General features: G+C 36.5%; 17 protein-coding genes and 1 riboswitch. Of the genes, 15 read left to right on the top strand and 2 right to left on the bottom strand.

What is annotated here, in order from left to right:
* Positions 1-464: 464 nt before the first annotated feature.
* On the bottom strand, positions 465-1,010 hold the full coding sequence (locus RTW14_RS05335) for a rubredoxin-like domain-containing protein (RefSeq protein ID WP_312648775.1): 546 nt from the start codon (positions 1,008-1,010) through the stop codon (positions 465-467).
* Positions 1,011-1,396: 386 nt separating this feature from the next.
* Here RTW14_RS05335 and RTW14_RS05330 point away from each other — a divergent pair, with 386 nt between their 5' ends.
* The 14 genes from RTW14_RS05330 (at position 1,397) to RTW14_RS05265 (ending at position 16,205) form a co-directional block, all read left to right on the top strand.
* The gene (locus RTW14_RS05330) at positions 1,397-4,741 is read left to right on the top strand and encodes an S-layer homology domain-containing protein (protein ID WP_312648661.1); all 3,345 of its coding nucleotides are present in this window, start codon (positions 1,397-1,399) and stop codon (positions 4,739-4,741) included.
* A 145-nt stretch (positions 4,742-4,886) separates the two neighbouring features.
* A complete protein-coding gene (locus tag RTW14_RS05325) occupies positions 4,887-6,170 on the top strand; it encodes an ABC transporter substrate-binding protein (protein ID WP_312648660.1) in 1,284 nt (427 codons plus the stop codon).
* A gap of 74 nt (positions 6,171-6,244) precedes the next feature.
* On the top strand, positions 6,245-6,469 hold the full coding sequence (locus tag RTW14_RS05320) for a NifU family protein (protein WP_312648659.1): 225 nt from the start codon (positions 6,245-6,247) through the stop codon (positions 6,467-6,469).
* A 19-nt stretch (positions 6,470-6,488) separates the two neighbouring features.
* Positions 6,489-7,724 (top strand): CapA family protein, encoded by a 1,236-nt coding sequence (locus RTW14_RS05315; RefSeq protein WP_312648658.1) that lies wholly within the window; start codon positions 6,489-6,491, stop codon positions 7,722-7,724.
* Positions 7,702-9,168 (top strand): dipeptidase PepV, encoded by a 1,467-nt coding sequence (pepV, locus tag RTW14_RS05310; protein WP_312648657.1) that lies wholly within the window; start codon positions 7,702-7,704, stop codon positions 9,166-9,168. Before RTW14_RS05315 ends, pepV begins: the two co-directional genes overlap by 23 nt.
* Before the next feature lie 17 nt (positions 9,169-9,185).
* Positions 9,186-9,315: riboswitch (FMN riboswitch) on the top strand.
* Positions 9,316-9,406: 91 nt separating this feature from the next.
* On the top strand, positions 9,407-9,946 hold the full coding sequence (locus RTW14_RS05305; RefSeq protein WP_312648656.1) for an ECF transporter S component: 540 nt from the start codon (positions 9,407-9,409) through the stop codon (positions 9,944-9,946).
* Between the two features lie 190 nt (positions 9,947-10,136).
* Positions 10,137-10,571 (top strand): tRNA (adenosine(37)-N6)-threonylcarbamoyltransferase complex ATPase subunit type 1 TsaE, encoded by a 435-nt coding sequence (gene tsaE, locus RTW14_RS05300; RefSeq protein ID WP_312648655.1) that lies wholly within the window; start codon positions 10,137-10,139, stop codon positions 10,569-10,571.
* Positions 10,568-11,317: a tRNA (adenosine(37)-N6)-threonylcarbamoyltransferase complex dimerization subunit type 1 TsaB gene (gene tsaB, locus RTW14_RS05295; RefSeq protein ID WP_312648654.1), complete on the top strand. Its 750-nt coding sequence runs from the start codon at positions 10,568-10,570 to the stop codon at positions 11,315-11,317. The genes tsaE and tsaB overlap by 4 nt, the downstream gene beginning before the upstream one ends.
* A 5-nt stretch (positions 11,318-11,322) precedes the next feature.
* Positions 11,323-11,772: a ribosomal protein S18-alanine N-acetyltransferase gene (gene rimI / locus RTW14_RS05290; protein ID WP_312648653.1), complete on the top strand. Its 450-nt coding sequence runs from the start codon at positions 11,323-11,325 to the stop codon at positions 11,770-11,772.
* A gap of 53 nt (positions 11,773-11,825) precedes the next feature.
* Positions 11,826-12,059: a hypothetical protein gene (locus RTW14_RS05285; RefSeq protein WP_312648652.1), complete on the top strand. Its 234-nt coding sequence runs from the start codon at positions 11,826-11,828 to the stop codon at positions 12,057-12,059.
* Positions 12,056-13,081 (top strand): tRNA (adenosine(37)-N6)-threonylcarbamoyltransferase complex transferase subunit TsaD, encoded by a 1,026-nt coding sequence (tsaD, locus tag RTW14_RS05280; protein ID WP_312648651.1) that lies wholly within the window; start codon positions 12,056-12,058, stop codon positions 13,079-13,081. The genes RTW14_RS05285 and tsaD overlap by 4 nt, the downstream gene beginning before the upstream one ends.
* Before the next feature lie 28 nt (positions 13,082-13,109).
* Positions 13,110-15,080, top strand: coding sequence for a ribosomal protection-like ABC-F family protein (abc-f, locus tag RTW14_RS05275; RefSeq protein WP_312648650.1), 1,971 nt, complete (start codon positions 13,110-13,112; stop codon positions 15,078-15,080).
* A gap of 176 nt (positions 15,081-15,256) precedes the next feature.
* The gene (acpP, locus tag RTW14_RS05270) at positions 15,257-15,487 is read left to right on the top strand and encodes an acyl carrier protein (protein ID WP_312648649.1); all 231 of its coding nucleotides are present in this window, start codon (positions 15,257-15,259) and stop codon (positions 15,485-15,487) included.
* Between the two features lie 85 nt (positions 15,488-15,572).
* Complete coding sequence (locus RTW14_RS05265) at positions 15,573-16,205, top strand: redox-sensing transcriptional repressor Rex (protein ID WP_312648648.1); 633 nt, start codon at positions 15,573-15,575, stop codon at positions 16,203-16,205.
* A gap of 68 nt (positions 16,206-16,273) precedes the next feature.
* On the opposite strand, the gene RTW14_RS05260 is transcribed toward RTW14_RS05265, so the two are convergent.
* Positions 16,274-16,441 (bottom strand): 4Fe-4S binding protein, encoded by a 168-nt coding sequence (locus RTW14_RS05260; protein WP_312648647.1) that lies wholly within the window; start codon positions 16,439-16,441, stop codon positions 16,274-16,276.
* A 72-nt stretch (positions 16,442-16,513) separates the two neighbouring features.
* Between RTW14_RS05260 and RTW14_RS05255 the strand changes: the two genes are divergently transcribed.
* The gene (locus RTW14_RS05255) at positions 16,514-17,323 is read left to right on the top strand and encodes an Asp23/Gls24 family envelope stress response protein (protein ID WP_312648646.1); all 810 of its coding nucleotides are present in this window, start codon (positions 16,514-16,516) and stop codon (positions 17,321-17,323) included.
* Positions 17,324-17,335: the final 12 nt, after the last annotated feature.

The raw sequence follows: 17,335 nt of genomic DNA, 5'->3' as shown, positions 1-17,335 counted from the left end.
ATTACATATAATCATTTAATTTTGTTCCTTGAATGTTTGCAGAAAGTATAGAAAGAGAGTATACTAAGAATAAATAAACATGATTGGAGGTAGCTACTATGGGAGATAAAAGTCCGAAAAACAAGGAAAAAATGAAGAAGAAGAAAAGTGCTGAAAAACACGCTTCTGCTCCAGTATCTTCTTCAATAAAGACAGATGGCAATCTTTAAAGAAGTGAAATAGGGCAAATGCTTATGGGGACAATCGGCTTATAGGCCGGTTGCCTCTTGCCTTTATTATAGGAAAACTAATTTTTCTAATATAATAAAATCGATAAAGAATTTAAGAGCTTGGAGGTTAACTCTCAGTTCTTTTTTAGTATCGAAATCAATGAATGTAAAATAGACTACACAAAAAAGAACCACACCATGTAGATGTGATTCTTTATAATCTTGAGTATGTTTTAAATAGGCAATACCGACACCCTATTTGAAGTATCTGTTGTAAAGTCCTTCAAATGCACAACCGTGTCTAGCTTCGTCCTTAGCCATTTCATGAACGGTATCATGGATAGCGTCAAGATTCTGCTGTTTTGCTAATGTTGCAAGAGCTTTCTTGCCAGCGCAAGCACCGTTTTCAGCTTCAATTCTCATTTCAAGATTCTTTTTAGTGGAATCAGTAACTACTTCTCCTAGTAATTCTGCAAATTTAGCTGCATGTTCTGCTTCCTCGAAAGCAGCCTTTTCCCAATATAGTCCGATTTCAGGGTAACCCTCTCTGTGAGCGACTCTAGCCATTGCTAAGTACATGCCAACTTCTGTACATTCTCCTGTAAAGTTCGCTCTTAAACCTTCGATTATTTCAGGGTCAACACCCTTAGCAACTCCTACTACGTGTTGGTCAGCCCATTCTCTTGCACCTTCTTGAGAAGCAACAAATTTATCTGCACCAACTCCACACTGTGGACATTTTTCTGGAGCCTCAGCACCTTCATAAGTATAACCACAAACTGAACAAGTCCATTTCATAATTCCATCCTCCGTTTTTCTTAAAATTTTTTAAATATTTGCGTTCACCCTGTAAACAAGTATTTATTAACTGTTAAATAAGAGTGATACGTTGCTTAATTAATTATACTTCATTTATACCTTGAAAATAATAGATTAAACATCAATTTGTAAAAAAATTTATTTATAGAGTAAATATTGTGAGGATTACAGAACTAAAAACAAATAATTATTTAACAACAAAAAAGTTATAAAATCAATTAAATACATAGACGCGATATAAGAGTTATGCTAATATTTAGGTGTTGTATAGCAATGTGGCTATGACTGTGTATGTGTTGAAAATGCTAGAGTTATGCTCATACTTTGGCATAAAATGACGAAAATTGTTTTATAATGAGGAGGAAGAGATGAAAAGAACAAAAAAGTTAGTATCTATTGTTCTGACTATGGCTATGGTATTATGTTATATACCTGCTATAGCTTTTGCATCTGAGTCAACAAATTTAAGTTTTGTTGATATGCCGAACAATTGGTCTACGGAGGGGTTAAAGAGCGCAGTGTCTAATGGTCTTATAAAAGGGTATGAGGCAGACAATGGGTTGGCAATTAAACCTATGGGAAACTTATCCCGCGCAGAAATGGTAACTATGGTAAACAGGGCATTTGGAGCGGCAGACAAAGCTTCTTTATCAGGGGTTGTAGATGTGAAAGATGGAGCTTGGTATGCAGAAGAAATGGCGAAGGCTGTTCAAATGGGAACAATGAAAACTTCCCTAAATATGCGTCCAAATGACAAGATTACAAGGCAGGAAGCCTTTACAGTTTTGGCTAGAGCTTATAAGATGGAGTGTAGTGATGAAAAGCATTCTTCTTTAAATAATTTTGTAGATAAAGGGGAAATTGCAGCATGGGCTGAGGGCAGCTTATGTGCGCTTATTGACAAAAATTATTTAACAGGTAATGGTGGGTATTTAAAGCCAAAAGAAAATATCACTAGAGCCGAATTTACTAAAATTATGGACAATTTAGTTAAACAATACATAAATCAAGCAGGAACAATAACACAAGTTGCGGCAGCTGGCAATGTTATGGTTAATGTTGCAAATGTTACATTAAAAGATGTTACTATAAATGGAGATTTAATTATTGGCGATGGTGTTGGAAGTGGTGATGTCACGTTAGAAAATGTCATTGTCACCGGAAAGACAATAGTGAGAGGCGGCGGCAGTAATTCTGTGCTGATCAAAGGGAAAAGCAAAATCGTAGATATGATTATTGCGAAGATAAATGGGAACATAAGAATTGCAGCGATTGAAGATGCAATAATTAATAATTTATTTGTTGTGGATGGAAAAGAGAATGTTAAAATAGAAGGAAAAGTTGGAAATGCAAACATTACAATGGAAGTTTCTACAATATTCCAAAATGCTTCAGTTTCTAAACTTATAATTGATTCAAGTGCCAATGTTAAAATTGATGAAAAATCTAATATCATATATGTAGCAGCGAAAGGAAAAGCCAATTTGACTAACTATGGAAATATAGAGACCTATGCAAAAGAAAATAATAAAGCTGTGCTGGAAAATAAGGGGAAGGTTAATAAAATTGTAGACAACCTTCAGACAACACCAGCACAACCTAAACCTAATGAAACAGGATCTAAGAACAAGCATCACTCTTCAAATACATCCAATATAGTAGAAAATCCAATTTTGACAAACATTATTTCAACATTAGGAAATAATATTGAAGGTGAAGAAGCTTTTGATTATGTTTCTTATGTATACTTAGGATGGAGAACTACAGGCGGTCCGTGGCAGAATCAGGTAATTGAAGATTTTCTAATCAATAAACTTAAAAACGCTGGATTTACATATTCAGATACAGATAAGAGTTCTGAATTATCTGGTGATTCTGTATGGATTCAACAGGATAATTCAAGTGAAACTGTTTGGGCACCTGACTACGCAAGGCTTGAAGTCACTTCAACTGGAAACAAAGAGCTAATAGACGCTTTTAATGTGGAATCTTATGCTTTTGATCCAACAAGTCCAACCTATATTAATCATTATAAAGAATTATATGGTATAGAAAACATAGACAATATGTATAACTGGATTTTAGAGAAGAACGGTTCTAAGAGGGTTAATGTTGAGAATAAACTTGAAGCAGAATTAAATAAGAGAGCACATCTTACATGGCAGACTTGTTTTACAGATGAAACAGGAACAACACCTCAAGAAGCTAAAGGCGTTGAAGGTGAAGTAGTTTATGTTGGAACTATAAAAGCAGGTGTTCCTAGTAAATATAGTGGAGATGAAGCGAATTTAGAGGGTAAAGTTCTTCTTTGTGATTCATCAAACAAAACGAATTTTGCCTATGCAAAAAAAGTAAAGGCTGTAGCGGTAATGAGTACGGCTTCTTTAGACAAATATAATACACCGACTATTAATGGAGAACAGTGGTACAAAGATTCAGCAAGATATAGAAGTGGTGTAGGTACAAATCAGACTAGGCCGCAAACTGAAGCGGGTTCGCCAATAGTTGAATGGAATTTATCTTTAAATCAAAAAGAAGCAATGCTAGGGCTTTTAAAGGAAGCTGAGACTACAGGAAATCCTGTAAAAGTCAAATCGGTAAGTATTGGAAGAATGTACGATATGGACGATGCTTCAAATGGAGCAAAGGGACAGCTTACAGCTATTGCAGAAATAAAAGGTACAAGTAAAGCTGATGAAAGAATTTTGTTTATGGCACATGTACAAGAACCTGGTGCAAATGACAATTCTACTGGCGTTGGTTTGAACTTGGAACTGGTATTAAAATTAAAAGCAATGATTGATAAGGGTACTTTGCCTAGACCAGAAAGAACGATGACTTTTATATGGGGAGATGAAATGACTTGCGCTGAGCTTTGGCTAAATGCCCATCCAACAGAAAAATCAAAGGTTGTTTGTGCTATTGACTTAGACATGGTAGGTGAAAATTCAGAGCTTACTGGTGGAGTTATGAGAATTGAAAAAACTCCAGATCCATCAGCAGTGTACAATTATTCTTTAGATGTATTGCCAGGAGAACCTGCATATAGTGATGATGAAGCATATGTCAGACTTCCTGATTCACATACTTTGTGGGGGGCAGGAGACTTGCCAGAGGCTTTCAAGTCAGGCTTTTATCTAAATGACTTATACATGGCTTCTGCTACAGGTGTTATTAAAGGACATGATTCAAAATTTAAGGTAGACGTTTGCCCATATGAAGGGGGAAGTGACCATACTGTATTTTTAGAAGCAGGTGTACCAGCACTTCTTACTTGGCACTTCACAGATTATGTTTATCATACTTCAGTGGATACTTTAAGTAAAGTATCTGCGGCTGAACTTGAAAATGTAGGTATTACTTCGCTGGCAACTGGTTATATGGCGGCTAATGCTAAAGAGGCTGAAGCGAAAGAGACAATGGGTATACTCTATAAGGCAGCAGAAGACAGATTTAATAAAGAAGCTTTAAACACAGCTGGGCACTATACATGGTCCATAGAAAAGGGAAAAGATGTACAACAAGCTAAATCTTTAGAAAAAGAAATCCTAACAGCTTGGGGGGATTGGTATAAAGAAGCTATTGAATCATGTGGGAGTAGTTTATTAGGTACAGAAAGTACAGAATACCAGACTTTAGAAGCAGAGTATGTGCAAAAAATAAATAATCTTCTAGTAAAAGCATTAGATCGTGTTGATAAAACTTATGTTTAACATAAAATAAGTGGTACATTTTAAGAGAGCAGTCTTTAGGGATAGCTCTCTTTCTTTATCTTGAAAAACTGTGTATAATTTGGTATTATAGGAATGTTATATTACTGAAAGTAATGGGGCAAGGGTTAAACAAGGGAGAGAAGATATGACTAAAATTTCGAATAAACATAAACAATATACATGCAAAGGCATAAAGAGACTTGCATTTCTTGCAACAGTAATGGTACTGGTTTTAAATTTGGCTGCGTGCGCTACTTTTGATAATTTTAAAGGTACTTTTATAGATAAGGACGAAGAACCTGAGGCTACCGTTAGAATTGGTGTTTTTGAGCCATTAACTGGTAAAGATAAAGAAATGGGTGAAATGGAAGTAAAGGGAATTGAATTAGCCCATGATATGTTTCCTAAAGCTTTGGGAAAAGAAGTAGAACTTGTATATGGCGACAATAAATCAGATATGTACGTGGCAGAAAGTGTAGCCCATGAGTTAGTGGATAAAAGGGTATCTGTAGTTCTTGGAAGTTACGGAAGCGCAAACTCGCTTATGGCAGTTAAAACATTTGAAAAAGCCAAACTGCCTGCTATAGCTATTACAAATACAAATCCATTAGTAACAAGTTATAATCCTTTTTATTTCAGAGTCTGCTTATTAGACTCTTTTCAGGGAGTCGCACTTGCTAAATATGCGGTGGAGTCATTAGGTGCAACTACAGCGGCAATTATGAGACCAGAAAATGATGATTATGCCATAGCTGTTGCAGAGACTTTTTCAGATAAGTTTATACAAATGACAGGAAACCCCAATGCAGTAGTGGTATCTTGCGACTACCAGCCAGAAAAGAAGACTGATTTTACTGAGGATTTAAAAAAAATCCAGGCGGCAGGAGCCCAAGTCGTATTTCTTCCTGCTAAACTGGAGGAGGCTGTAAAAGTTCTTAAAGAAGCAAAAAAACTTGGGGTGAATGCGTTGTTTTTAGGAACGAATCAATGGGATTCAACCGAATTAGTACAGAAAGCAGGCAAGGCTGCAGCAGAGAATGTTTCTTTCTCAACTGTATTTGATCCAAATACAGATACTACGGTTATGTCGGACAATTTCGTTAATGCTTATAAGTCAAAATATGGGCAGGATGCCATTCCGGAAAGTGCTGCTGCTCTAGGGTTTGATGCCTATATGATTGCCCTTGATTCATTAAATAAAACTGGGACAGCTCTTGATGGCGAGGCACTTAGAAAAACCATAGCTAATGTCAGAGAATTTCCTGGTTCATCTGGAACAATTACGTTTGATACCAATGGAGACCCAATAAAATCCGTAGTGGTAATGAAAATTGTAGGAGGGCAGGCTGTTTCGGCTTATACAATGGAACCTGCAATTGTCAACTTGTCTGGAGCACCTTTGCAGCAGGAAAACGTACAAGTACAATAGTATAAAAATATTTACTATTGAAAAAATGAATTTTGTGATAGAATAATAAAAAGTAGATAAAAAGGAGAATTACCATGGAAGAAAAAATCAAAGAAGCTTTAGAAAATATTAGACCTTTCTTGCAAAGAGATGGAGGAGATATTGAGTTTGTTGAACTAACTCCAGAAAATATTGTTAAAGTTAGATTACAGGGTCACTGTGCAGGATGCCCCGGCGCAACTATGACATTAAAGGCTGTAGTTGAAAAACTTTTAAAAGAATCATACCCTGAAATTGCAGGGGTTGAAAACGTACAGTAACGTACAGTAAGGAATAGCTATGGAAAACGCCAAAAGAAAAAATCGTTTTGCAGCGCTTCTGATAATGACTTTAATTGCAGTGGGGTGCCTGGTGGCATTACCACTGCTTTTTAGTGGATGCAGCAATGAAGTGAATCAGTCTGTCAGCCCTGGGCTAGATAACCAGAAACCCGAGGCGACAGTTGATTTAAGTATTTTTGCGGTAGGGGACGTTATGGTTCACAATCCTCAGATAGCATGCCAATACGATGCAAGTACGGGAACGTACGATTATACAAACAATTACAAGTATGTTAAGGATTACATAAGTCAGGCAGATCTTGCGTTGTGCAATGTAGAAACTACTTTTGCAGGGAAACCTTATTCAGGGTATCCAGCTTTTTGCGCTCCTGATGAATTAGCAGACGCACTAAAGGATACAGGATTTGATGTGGCCATAACCTCAAACAATCACATGATGGACAGAGGTGGTGCAGGTATGAAGAGGACTCTTGAGGTGTTGAGAGCAAAAGGCTTTGACACCGCAGGAAGCAGGCTGAATAACCAAGAAAAAAGATATTCCATGACTGAAGTTAAGGGTGTAAAGATTGCTGTAGTGCCATATACATACGAAACTTCTACAGGTGGGGACAGTACTGCATTAAATGGAAATGTCATATCATCAGAGAATGCAGAACTTATTAATTCCTTCAATTATGATACCATTGATACTGATTTAGCAGAAGTGCAAAAGACTTGTGAAGAAGCAAGAACGGCAGGCGCCGAAATTGTTGTACTATATTATCATTGGGGAGAGGAATATCAGACTTCTCCAAATAAATGGCAGAAGTATATTGCACAGCAGAGTGTTAATAATATGGATGTTGATATTATTTTTGCATCCCATCCTCATGTGTTACAGGGAATGGAGTATTTAAAAAACCAGGCAACAGGAAAAACTGTTCCAGTCTTTTATAGTATGGGTAATTTTATTTCAAATCAAAGGACAGAAACCTTAAACAACAGATATACCGAAGAAGGAATGATTGCGAAGGTTAATTTGAAATATATGAAGTCAGAAGGGAAGATTACGGACATTACCATGAGTGCAATACCTACCTGGGTTGAAAAATATAATTCAGGGGGCAGGCCAATTTATGAGATTATTCCTTTAGATGAGAACTTACAAACAAATGAAACCCTTAGTTCTTCTGGAAACTTATCCAGAGCAGAAACAGCATTGGAGGACGCGAATGGAATACTTAAAGCTGATTGAGGACTATAAAGATGACATGATAAAGACTGTTCAGGAACTGGTATCTATAAAAAGTATAGAAGATAAGCCTGCGGTTGATGCTCCTTTTGGAAAAGGAGTTGCGGATGCTTTTCACTACATGCTTAAAAAAGCTGAATCAGAGGGGTTTGATACAGAAAATGTGGACAATTATGGTGGACACATTGAATTTGGTGGGTATTTACTTGATGATGAGGGAAAAATTACAGGAACCAGCGAAGAAGTAATGGGTATCATAGGTCATCTGGATGTTGTACCAGAAGGAACGGACTGGGAACATGAACCATATAGTGGAGTCGTTGCAGATGGAAAAATTTATGGCAGAGGCTCAATTGACAATAAAGGGCCTGTAGTGGCGGCGTTTTTTGCTATGAAAGCATTGAAAGATAGCGGCTATATACCAGAAAAGAAGGTAAGGCTGATTTTAGGGCTGGATGAGGAGACTAATTGGAAGGGGATGAAGCACTACTTATCTAAAGTCAAGGCCCCTGATTTCGGATTTACTCCAGATGCAGAATATCCGGCAATTCATGGGGAAAAAGGGATTATGGTTTTTCAGTTAGCTAAAAAGATTGGAAAAACTACAGGTAAAGGAATAGAGCTGAGGAGCTTAAAAGGCGGTAATGCTGCAAATATGGTAGCCGATTATGCTAGAGCAGTGATAAGGGCCGACAAAATGGAGGCCTATGATAAGGTGAAAGAGCTGGCTGCAAATTACAGAAATGTAAAATGTGCAGAGGAAGGCCAGATTGCTTTTGGCGCAAAGTTGAATTGTAAAGGCATAGGCAAAAGCTTAGAAATAGTGGCACAGGGTGTTTCGGCACATGGGGCAACTCCTGAATTTGGAGTGAATGCCATCACTGTGCTCATGGATTTTTTAAGTGAAATTGACATAATAAATGATGATGTTAATGAATTTATTGAGTTTTACAATAAATATATTGGATTTGAACTAGATGGAACAGCTATTGGATGTGGACTTTCTGATGAGCCCTCTGGCAAACTTATATTTAATGTGGGCAAAGTGGAGCTTGAAGGCGAAGCTGTGATGCTTACTATTAATATAAGATTTCCTGTTACTTATAGTGAAGATATTGTTTATGAAGCTATGATGCCAATAATTAACAAATATAATATGGGGGTAATAAAGATAAAAGCTCAAGACCCTATTTATATGCCTAAGGATGACCCAATGATTAAAACATTAATGGATATTTATGGAGAACATACAGGGGATAGAGAGAGTGAACCTATCGTTATTGGGGGAGGTACTTATGCCAGAGCTGCAAAAAATATTGTAGCTTTTGGAAGTGTGTTTCCTGGTGAACCAGATTTAGCGCATCAAAAAAATGAATATATTGAAATCGACCAACTTCTGTTAAACGCGAAAATTTTTGCAGATGCTATTTACAGGCTGACACATTAAGTATATAATGTGCAGTAGAATTGTTTCAGGGGGAGGTGTAAGTCCTCACCGGCGGTAATGAGTTCTTAACTACGAGTCCGCGAGCTGAAAGGCAGAATGGGTTAGATTCCCATACCGACGGTATAGTCCGGATGAAAGAAACAGGCGTATTTTATTTAAATGCGTTTATTTCAAGTATGTGATGCCCTGAGAGTAATCTCAGGGCTTTTTTTATGGATAAGATTGAGAGGAACTAGAAATGACATCACAAAATAAAACAGTAAAGTTAGCGAAAATGGGAATGCTTGTAGCAATCTCAGTGGTCTTAGTGTATATTGTACGCTTTCCAATTTTTCCCTCAGTACCATTCTTAGAATATGATCCTGCAGATATTCCTATTCTTATTGGTACTTTTGCCTTTGGACCAATGGCAGGACTTCTGTTAGTAGTTGTAACTTCAATAATTCAAGGGACGACAGTAAGTGCAGCAAGTGGCTTGTACGGAATCATTATGCACATATTAGCAACAGGAGCATTTGTGTTAATAGCAGGTAATTTGTATAAGGGAAGAAAAAATAAAAAAGAAGCAATAATTGCATTGACTGCAGGAGTTATAACTATGACGGTAGTGATGGCTCTTGCCAATATGGTAGTTACACCTGCATTTACAGGTTGGCCTTTAAGCGCAGTTATGAAGCTAATGCCGTTTATTGTAGGATTTAATCTGATAAAGGCTGGAGTAAACTCAGTTATAACTTTCTTTTTGTATAAAAGAATATCAAGATTTTTACATAAATAGCTAGTAGAAAATTAAATAAGAACATGAAATGAGGCTATCTTAGAATAGATTATCGGCATACGTGCTTATCGGTTTGTTTTTAGGAGCCTCTTTGTTTTATCAGAAACTATGCTAATTGTCATAGGTTAAGCCGATTTTAATGGCTATTTTAATGTTTAATTAACATAAATTGTGTGGTAAAATAAAAGGTATGGATAAATTGATTATAAAAGATGAAAAACAAACAAAAAAGTTTGGGCTACTACTTGCGGACAAGCTGGCTTCGGGAAGTGTTGTCGCACTTATCGGAGACTTAGGCACAGGCAAAACGGCGCTTACCAAATATATTGCAGAGGGACTTGGAATAAAGGAAGTAATTACAAGCCCTACTTTTACTATTGTTCAGGAGTACCACGATGGGAGAATACCTCTCTATCACTTTGACGTGTATAGAATTAATGATGTGGAGGAAATGTACGAAATTGGATATGAGGAATATTTCTTTGGTAGAGGAGTATGTATCGTAGAGTGGGCCGATTTAATTACTGAAATTATACCAGAGGATGCCATCGTTATTAATATTGCCTATGGACAAAATGAAGGTGAAAGAATTTATGAGATAAAAGGACTGGAGGCGGGTCTATGAATATATTAGCCATTGAAACTACAGGAGTATCAGCTTCTGTGGCGGTTATTAATGAAAAGGGTCAGATTTTTGAGGAGTATTCTACGGAGACGCTGAATCATTTGCAGTTTTTAATGCCAATGGTGGAGAAGGTACTCGAAAAAAGTAAATTGCAGATAAACGATTTGACAGCAATCGCAGCTTCAGAGGGACCAGGTTCCTTTACAGGTATAAGAATTGGTGTTTCTTCTGCCCGTGCATTAGCACAGGCTCTTGAAATTGATTGTATTAGTGTTCCTACATTAAAAACTTTCCTTTATAATATTGAAAATTACAAAGGCGTTTTCTGCCCAATATTTGATGCCAGAAGAAGTCAAGTATATGGAGGCGCTTATAAATGGGGTACAGATCATTCGATTTTACAGCTTGTAGAGGGCAAAGCTTATATGCTTGCTGAACTTCTCAAATTACTTAAAGTAGTTCTAGAAGAAGGACAGGATGAAGTTACATTTTTGGGAGATGGTGTCGAACCATATAAGGCTCAAATCGAGGAATGGCAGAACTCATCGTTAAATAGCAATATACAAGTTAAATTTGCAGATGCTGAAAGTAGATATCAAAAATCGTCTTCTGTTGCAAAACTTGCACTTGAACTGTTTAATGAAGGGAAAATCTGTGGATATAATGAACTTAAACCGAATTATATGAGGAAAGCTGAAGCTGAAAGAAAATTAGATGAGGCCAGAGCAGCACGGGATAAACGGTGAGTAGAATGAATCAACTGGTAATAAGAGCTGCTGAGGAACGTGATATAAAGCCTATGGCTGATCTGGATGTAATCTGTTTTGCAGAACCATGGAGTGAAGCAGCTTTTAAAGGTGAAATCATGGAAAATGACAAAGCCTTTTATATAGTTGCAGAAATAGGTGGACAGCTTGCCGGGTATGCAGGTTTATGGGCTATTGTTGATGAAGGCCATATTACAAATGTTGCTGTATCCCCTGAGAATCGAAGAAGAGGAATCGGCAGGGCTATAGTGGCTACATTAATAGAGGTGGCAGAACAAAACGGGTTAAATAGCTTTACATTAGAAGTGAGGGAATCAAATCTGGCGGCGCAAGCTTTATATAAGGAATTTAAATTTAAACCTGCAGGAATTCGTAAAGGTTATTACTTAGATAACGGTGAAAACGCTATAATTATGTGGCGTATTCATGAATAAAACATATTCCCTTTGAGATACTAAGATAAAAAGTATTTTGGAGGTATTGTTAGATGAGAAACTATTATGGTAATGACAAGGATAGAGATAATTATTATTATAACGGTTATGAAGATTTTAATGATGACATGAGTAATCCAGTGTCAAATTGCAGCCGGTTCGAAAGAAGGCACGATTTTAGTACATTTAATATGTCGGATTACACGTCATGTGAAAATTGCAGACATTTATCTTCGGATAACAGATGTATCGTAAAAGCCGATACGCAAATTGGGAGAATGGAATGAAAAACGGAAAATTTTTAACAATGGCAATTGAGTCAAGCTGTGATGAAACTTCAGTAGCATTACTTTTAGAGGGCAGAGAAGTGTTATCCAATGTTATTTCTTCGCAGATAAAGGTACATCAAGTATTTGGTGGTGTTGTGCCTGAAATTGCATCCAGGCATCATCTGGAAAATATAAATAACGTAACGAACCAGGCATTAAGTGAAGCAGGAGTTACTTTAGATGATGTTGATTTAATTGGTGTAACTTATGGACCAGGTCTAGTGGGGGCATTACTTATTGGATTAGCATCTGCGAAAGCATATGCTTTCGCCAAAAATATCCCTTTAATAGGAGTACATCATATACAAGGGCACATTAGTGCCAACTACATACAATCTCCTGATCTGGAGCCGCCTTTTATGGCTTTAGTGGTTTCTGGAGGACATACCAATATTGTTGAGGTCAAAGATTATAATTCTTTTGAGGTGCTTGGCGGGACCAGGGATGACGCAGCAGGGGAAGCTTTTGATAAAGTGGCAAGGGTTCTTGGGTTAGGTTACCCTGGAGGACCATTAATTGATAAAATTGCTAAGGAAGGAAATCCAGAAGCTATTCCATTTAAAAGAGTTTTTCTTGAAAAAGGCAGCTATGACTTTAGTTTTAGCGGTATAAAAACGGGCGTATTAAATTACATTAATTCGGAAAAACAGGCGGGCAGAGAAGTGAATACTGCCGATGTAGCAGCCAGTTTTCAACAGGCAGTTATGGATGTAATCGTTACAAAAGCAGTTAATGCTGCAAAGCAAATGAAAAAAGATAAAATTGTGTTAGCGGGCGGGGTGGCTGCCAATAGTAAGCTTAGAGAAATGCTTACAGAGCAATGCCAGAAAAATAACCTGAAGCTTTACTGTCCTGCACCAATTTTGTGTACAGATAATGCAGCCATGATTGGATGCGCAGCATATTACAAATATAAAGCAGGTTTTACAAGTGATTTAACACTGGATGCATATCCAAACCTGCCTCTTGTAGTAGAGTAAATAAAAATAAAAATTACGGAGTAATAAAATGATAATACTTTCGGCAACGAATATAACAAAGGCATACGGAGTTGACATAATCCTAAAAGATGTTTCCTTTCACGTAAATCAGGGTGACAGGATTGGTATAGTTGGCAACAATGGTGCAGGAAAGACCACATTGCTGAATATACTTTGTGGGGAAATGTCATATGAAGAAGGAAATGTTTTTATTTCCGGGAATACTAGTATTGGATATCTAAAACAGAGTCAAAATTTTGATTCGGATAAAACTTTAATTGAAGAGGTTTCAGGTATTTTTAGTCATGTAGCTGATATGGAAAATGAAATGGCAAAATTGTCTCATGAAATTTCTGAAAGGTCTTCAAAAGGGGAAAATGTAGATAAGCTTTTGCACAGATATGATGAATTAATGGAAGCTTATAATAGAAGTAACGGATATGGTTATAAAAGTGAGATAAACGGCATATTAAATAGCATGGCTTTTTCAGAAAATTTTTATGATAAAAAAATTTCTATGTTGAGTGGTGGTGAAAAGACCCGATTGGCATTGGCCTGTTTACTCTTAAAGAAACCGGAGATTTTGTTTTTAGACGAACCAACAAATCATCTTGATATAGGAACTTTAAAATGGCTGGAACAATATTTAAAGTCATATAGTGGAACCATTATTTTAATTTCCCATGATAGATATTTCTTGGATCAAACTGTAAACCGCATTTTTGAAGTAGAAAACCATAAGTTGTATACATATCAGGGTGGATACTCTGAATACGCAGAGAAAAAACGTCTGAGACGTGAAGAAGAACTTAGGAAGTATGAAGGACAACAGAAGGAAATATCAAGGCAAGAAGAGATTATAAGACGGTTTAAGCAGCATGGCACAGAGAAGTTGGCCAAAAGAGCTCAGTCAAGGGAAAAACGTTTAGCACAGATAGACCTTATAGAGAAACCAGAGGCCCTTGTAGGCAAAATGAAAATTCATTTTAAGGAACAGTTTAAAAGTGGAAATGATGTCATTTTTGCAGAGGGCTTAGAAAAGGGTTTTGGATATGGGGCAAAGAGAAAAGAACTGTTTAGAAATGTAGACTTTGATATCAAAAGAGGAGAAAGAATCTGCATCGTAGGAGCAAATGGAGTCGGTAAAACCACATTACTAAAAGTGTTAATGAATGAACTTGACCCAGATGGCGGCAGATTAAAGATCGGGCACAATGTCCAATTTGGATATTATGATCAGGAACAGCAGAATTTGACCCCTTCTAACACAGTTTTTGATGAAATGAAAGATTCCTATCGGTTATATACTGATACAGAAATGAGAAGTTTATTAGGAAGATTTCTATTTAAAAATGAAAGTGTATTTCTTAACGTAGGAAGTTTAAGCGGTGGAGAAAAAGCAAGACTATCTTTGTTAAAACTTATGCTTTCGGGGTCTAACGTTCTGCTTCTTGATGAACCTACTAATCATTTGGATATTACATCAAAAGAAGTATTTGAAGATGCTCTTCTAGAGTTCCCAGGTACTTTAATAGTTGTATCCCATGACCGGTATTTTCTGAATAAGATTCCAACTAGAATTATGGAGCTGGACACGGATGGAATGGCGGCATATCTGGGTTCCTATGATTATTATATGGAAAAGAAGCAGGAAATTGCATCAGGGAAAAAATATTTAAATGAGCTAAGCAGTATTCAAAACATAAATGAGGAAAAACAACCAGAGAAAACCGATTTTAAAGAATTGAGTTCTAATGAACAAAGAAGAATAAATAAAGACCTTGAAGCAAAAGCTAGAAGGAAGGAACGAGAGCAAAAACGGTTGGAGGATGAAATAGCAAGTTTGGAAAAAGAAATTGCTGAGTTAGATGCAGAAATGTGTAAAGAAGAAATTTTTAGTAATCATCTTCTGTTAGCAGAATATCACGATAAAAGCGAAGCCTATAAGGCTAGACTTATAGAAACTTATGACAGCTGGCTGGTAATGCAAGAAGAATAGACTGAAAATTTTGTGTTAATTTGTGTTAAAATTTATACAAAAAATTTTTAAAATGCTCTTGCATATCTTAAAACAGTAAATTATAATGAGTTTTAGTCAATAGGACATAGAGAAAAAATGAAATTAAATGAAATGTATAGAAAATATATAGTTTCTAAAGTATGGAGGTTAGTTATATGACATTTGACAAAATAAAGGAAATTATTATTGAACAGTTAAGCGTAGATGAATCACAGGTTAATCTTGAAACTCATCTTATGAAAGATTTAGAAGCTGATTCACTGGATGCAGTAGAAATTATCATGGCGATTGAAGATGAATTTGATATCGAAGTTCCAGATGAAGATGCTGAAAAGTTCCAGTGTGTTGGTGACATCGTAAAGTACGTTGAAGAAAAATTAAACTAGTCATCAGATGAAAGCCCGCAGATAGCGGGTTTTCGTTTTTCAGTTATTTGAAAGGGACTAGACATTAAGAAGGAAAAAGTGAAGAATGAAAAAAGGTTCAAAAATATCAAATGCGGTAATTAAACGTTTACCTAGATATAGAAGATATCTTAACGAACTCCGTAAAAAGGGTGTGGATAAGATTTCTTCAAGGGAATTAAGTGACTTAATAGGTTATACCGCTTCTCAAATTAGGCAGGACCTTAACAATTTTGGCGGCTTCGGTCAGCAGGGTTACGGCTACAATGTTGAAGCATTATACAATGAAATTAGCAGTATTTTGGGGCTTGATAAAGAATATAAGATGGTTATTGTAGGAGCGGGAAACTTAGGACAGGCAATTGCAAACCATACCTATTATTATAAAGCTGGTTTTGTAGTATCTTCATTATTTGAAGTTAACCCAAAGCTTGTCGGAATAAAGATAAATGACATTAATGTACGTGATTATGAAGAATTAGTCCAGTATATTGAGGAAAACACAATAGATATAGGTATTATCTGTACGACTAAGGATGCAGCACAGGAAGTTGCAGACAAAATGTCCTTTGCAGGAGTAAAAGGAATCTGGAACTTTGCACCAGTAGACCTTGAGGTACCAGATACTGTTGCAGTAGAGAACGTACATTTAAGTGATGGTCTGCATTCACTTGCGTACCACATAAATAGAAATGAATAGAAATAATATAAAAATGAAAATAACCGTTTCTTTTGAAACGGTTATTTGTTATAGTAGAATTAAATAGATTATTCTACGATAGCATCAACAGGACATGCATTTGCACATGAACCACAATCAATACACTTATCAGCATCGATAACTCTAGCGCCGTTGCCTTCAGAAATTGCTTCTACAGGGCATTCTGGTTCACAAGCTCCGCAGTTTATACAAGCATCAGTAATTTTGTAAGCCATTGTGATAATCCTCCTTTTTTAAAGTGCTCAAAAGCCAATTAAATTATAACAAAGGGAAATGGAGAAGTAAAGATGAAAGTTTATTCTCTCGTTGGAAAAAGCGGAACAGGAAAAAGCTATCAGGCTATGTCATTGTGTGGAAAAAGAGACATCCCTGCAATTATAGATGATGGGTTATTTATATATGAAAGCCGGATTTTACAGGGGCAGTCTGCTAAAAGACAGGCAACTAAAATTGGGGCAATAAAAACAGCATTGTTTACGGATGAAGAACATCGGTATTCTGTAGCTAAAAAAGTAAAAGAAATTAACCCAGACAAGATTTTAATATTGGGAACTTCTACAGGTATGGTGGATCGAATTGTTGAAAGATTAGAACTGCCAGAAATTGAAGAACGAATATTTATTGAAGATATTACGACTGAGGCTCAAAGAACTGCGGCACGGAAACAAAGGGTGGAATTGGGTAAACATGTTATACCTGCGCCGGCTGGACAGTTAAAAACTGACTTCTCAGGATATTTCTTACACCCTATACGGATGATTAGAGGGTTTGGATTTGGGAATAAAGACAATATGCAGGAAAGGTCTGTAGTGAGGCCGACCTATAGTTATTTAGGTGAATTCTTTATTTCGGATAAGGTGGTAAATGATATTGTTTATTATTTAGGTAAGCAGAACAAAGGCGTACATTCTATTATACGAGTGCTGACGCAAAATACCAAGACCGGTATTGGATTGACCGTTATGGTTAATATGAAATATGGAAATAATGTAATGGAATGTGCCAGAGAGCTGCAAGGGCAGATTACGGAACATGTAGCCAACATGACTGCTTTTAACGTTCATTCTGTGGATGTTGAGGTCAGGGGCTTAGTGTGATGATTATAATAC

This window comes from Aminipila sp. (genome assembly GCF_032051575.1).
Lineage (GTDB): Bacteria > Bacillota > Clostridia > Peptostreptococcales > Anaerovoracaceae > Aminipila.
This window is presented reverse-complemented; position numbering and strand designations above follow the sequence as displayed.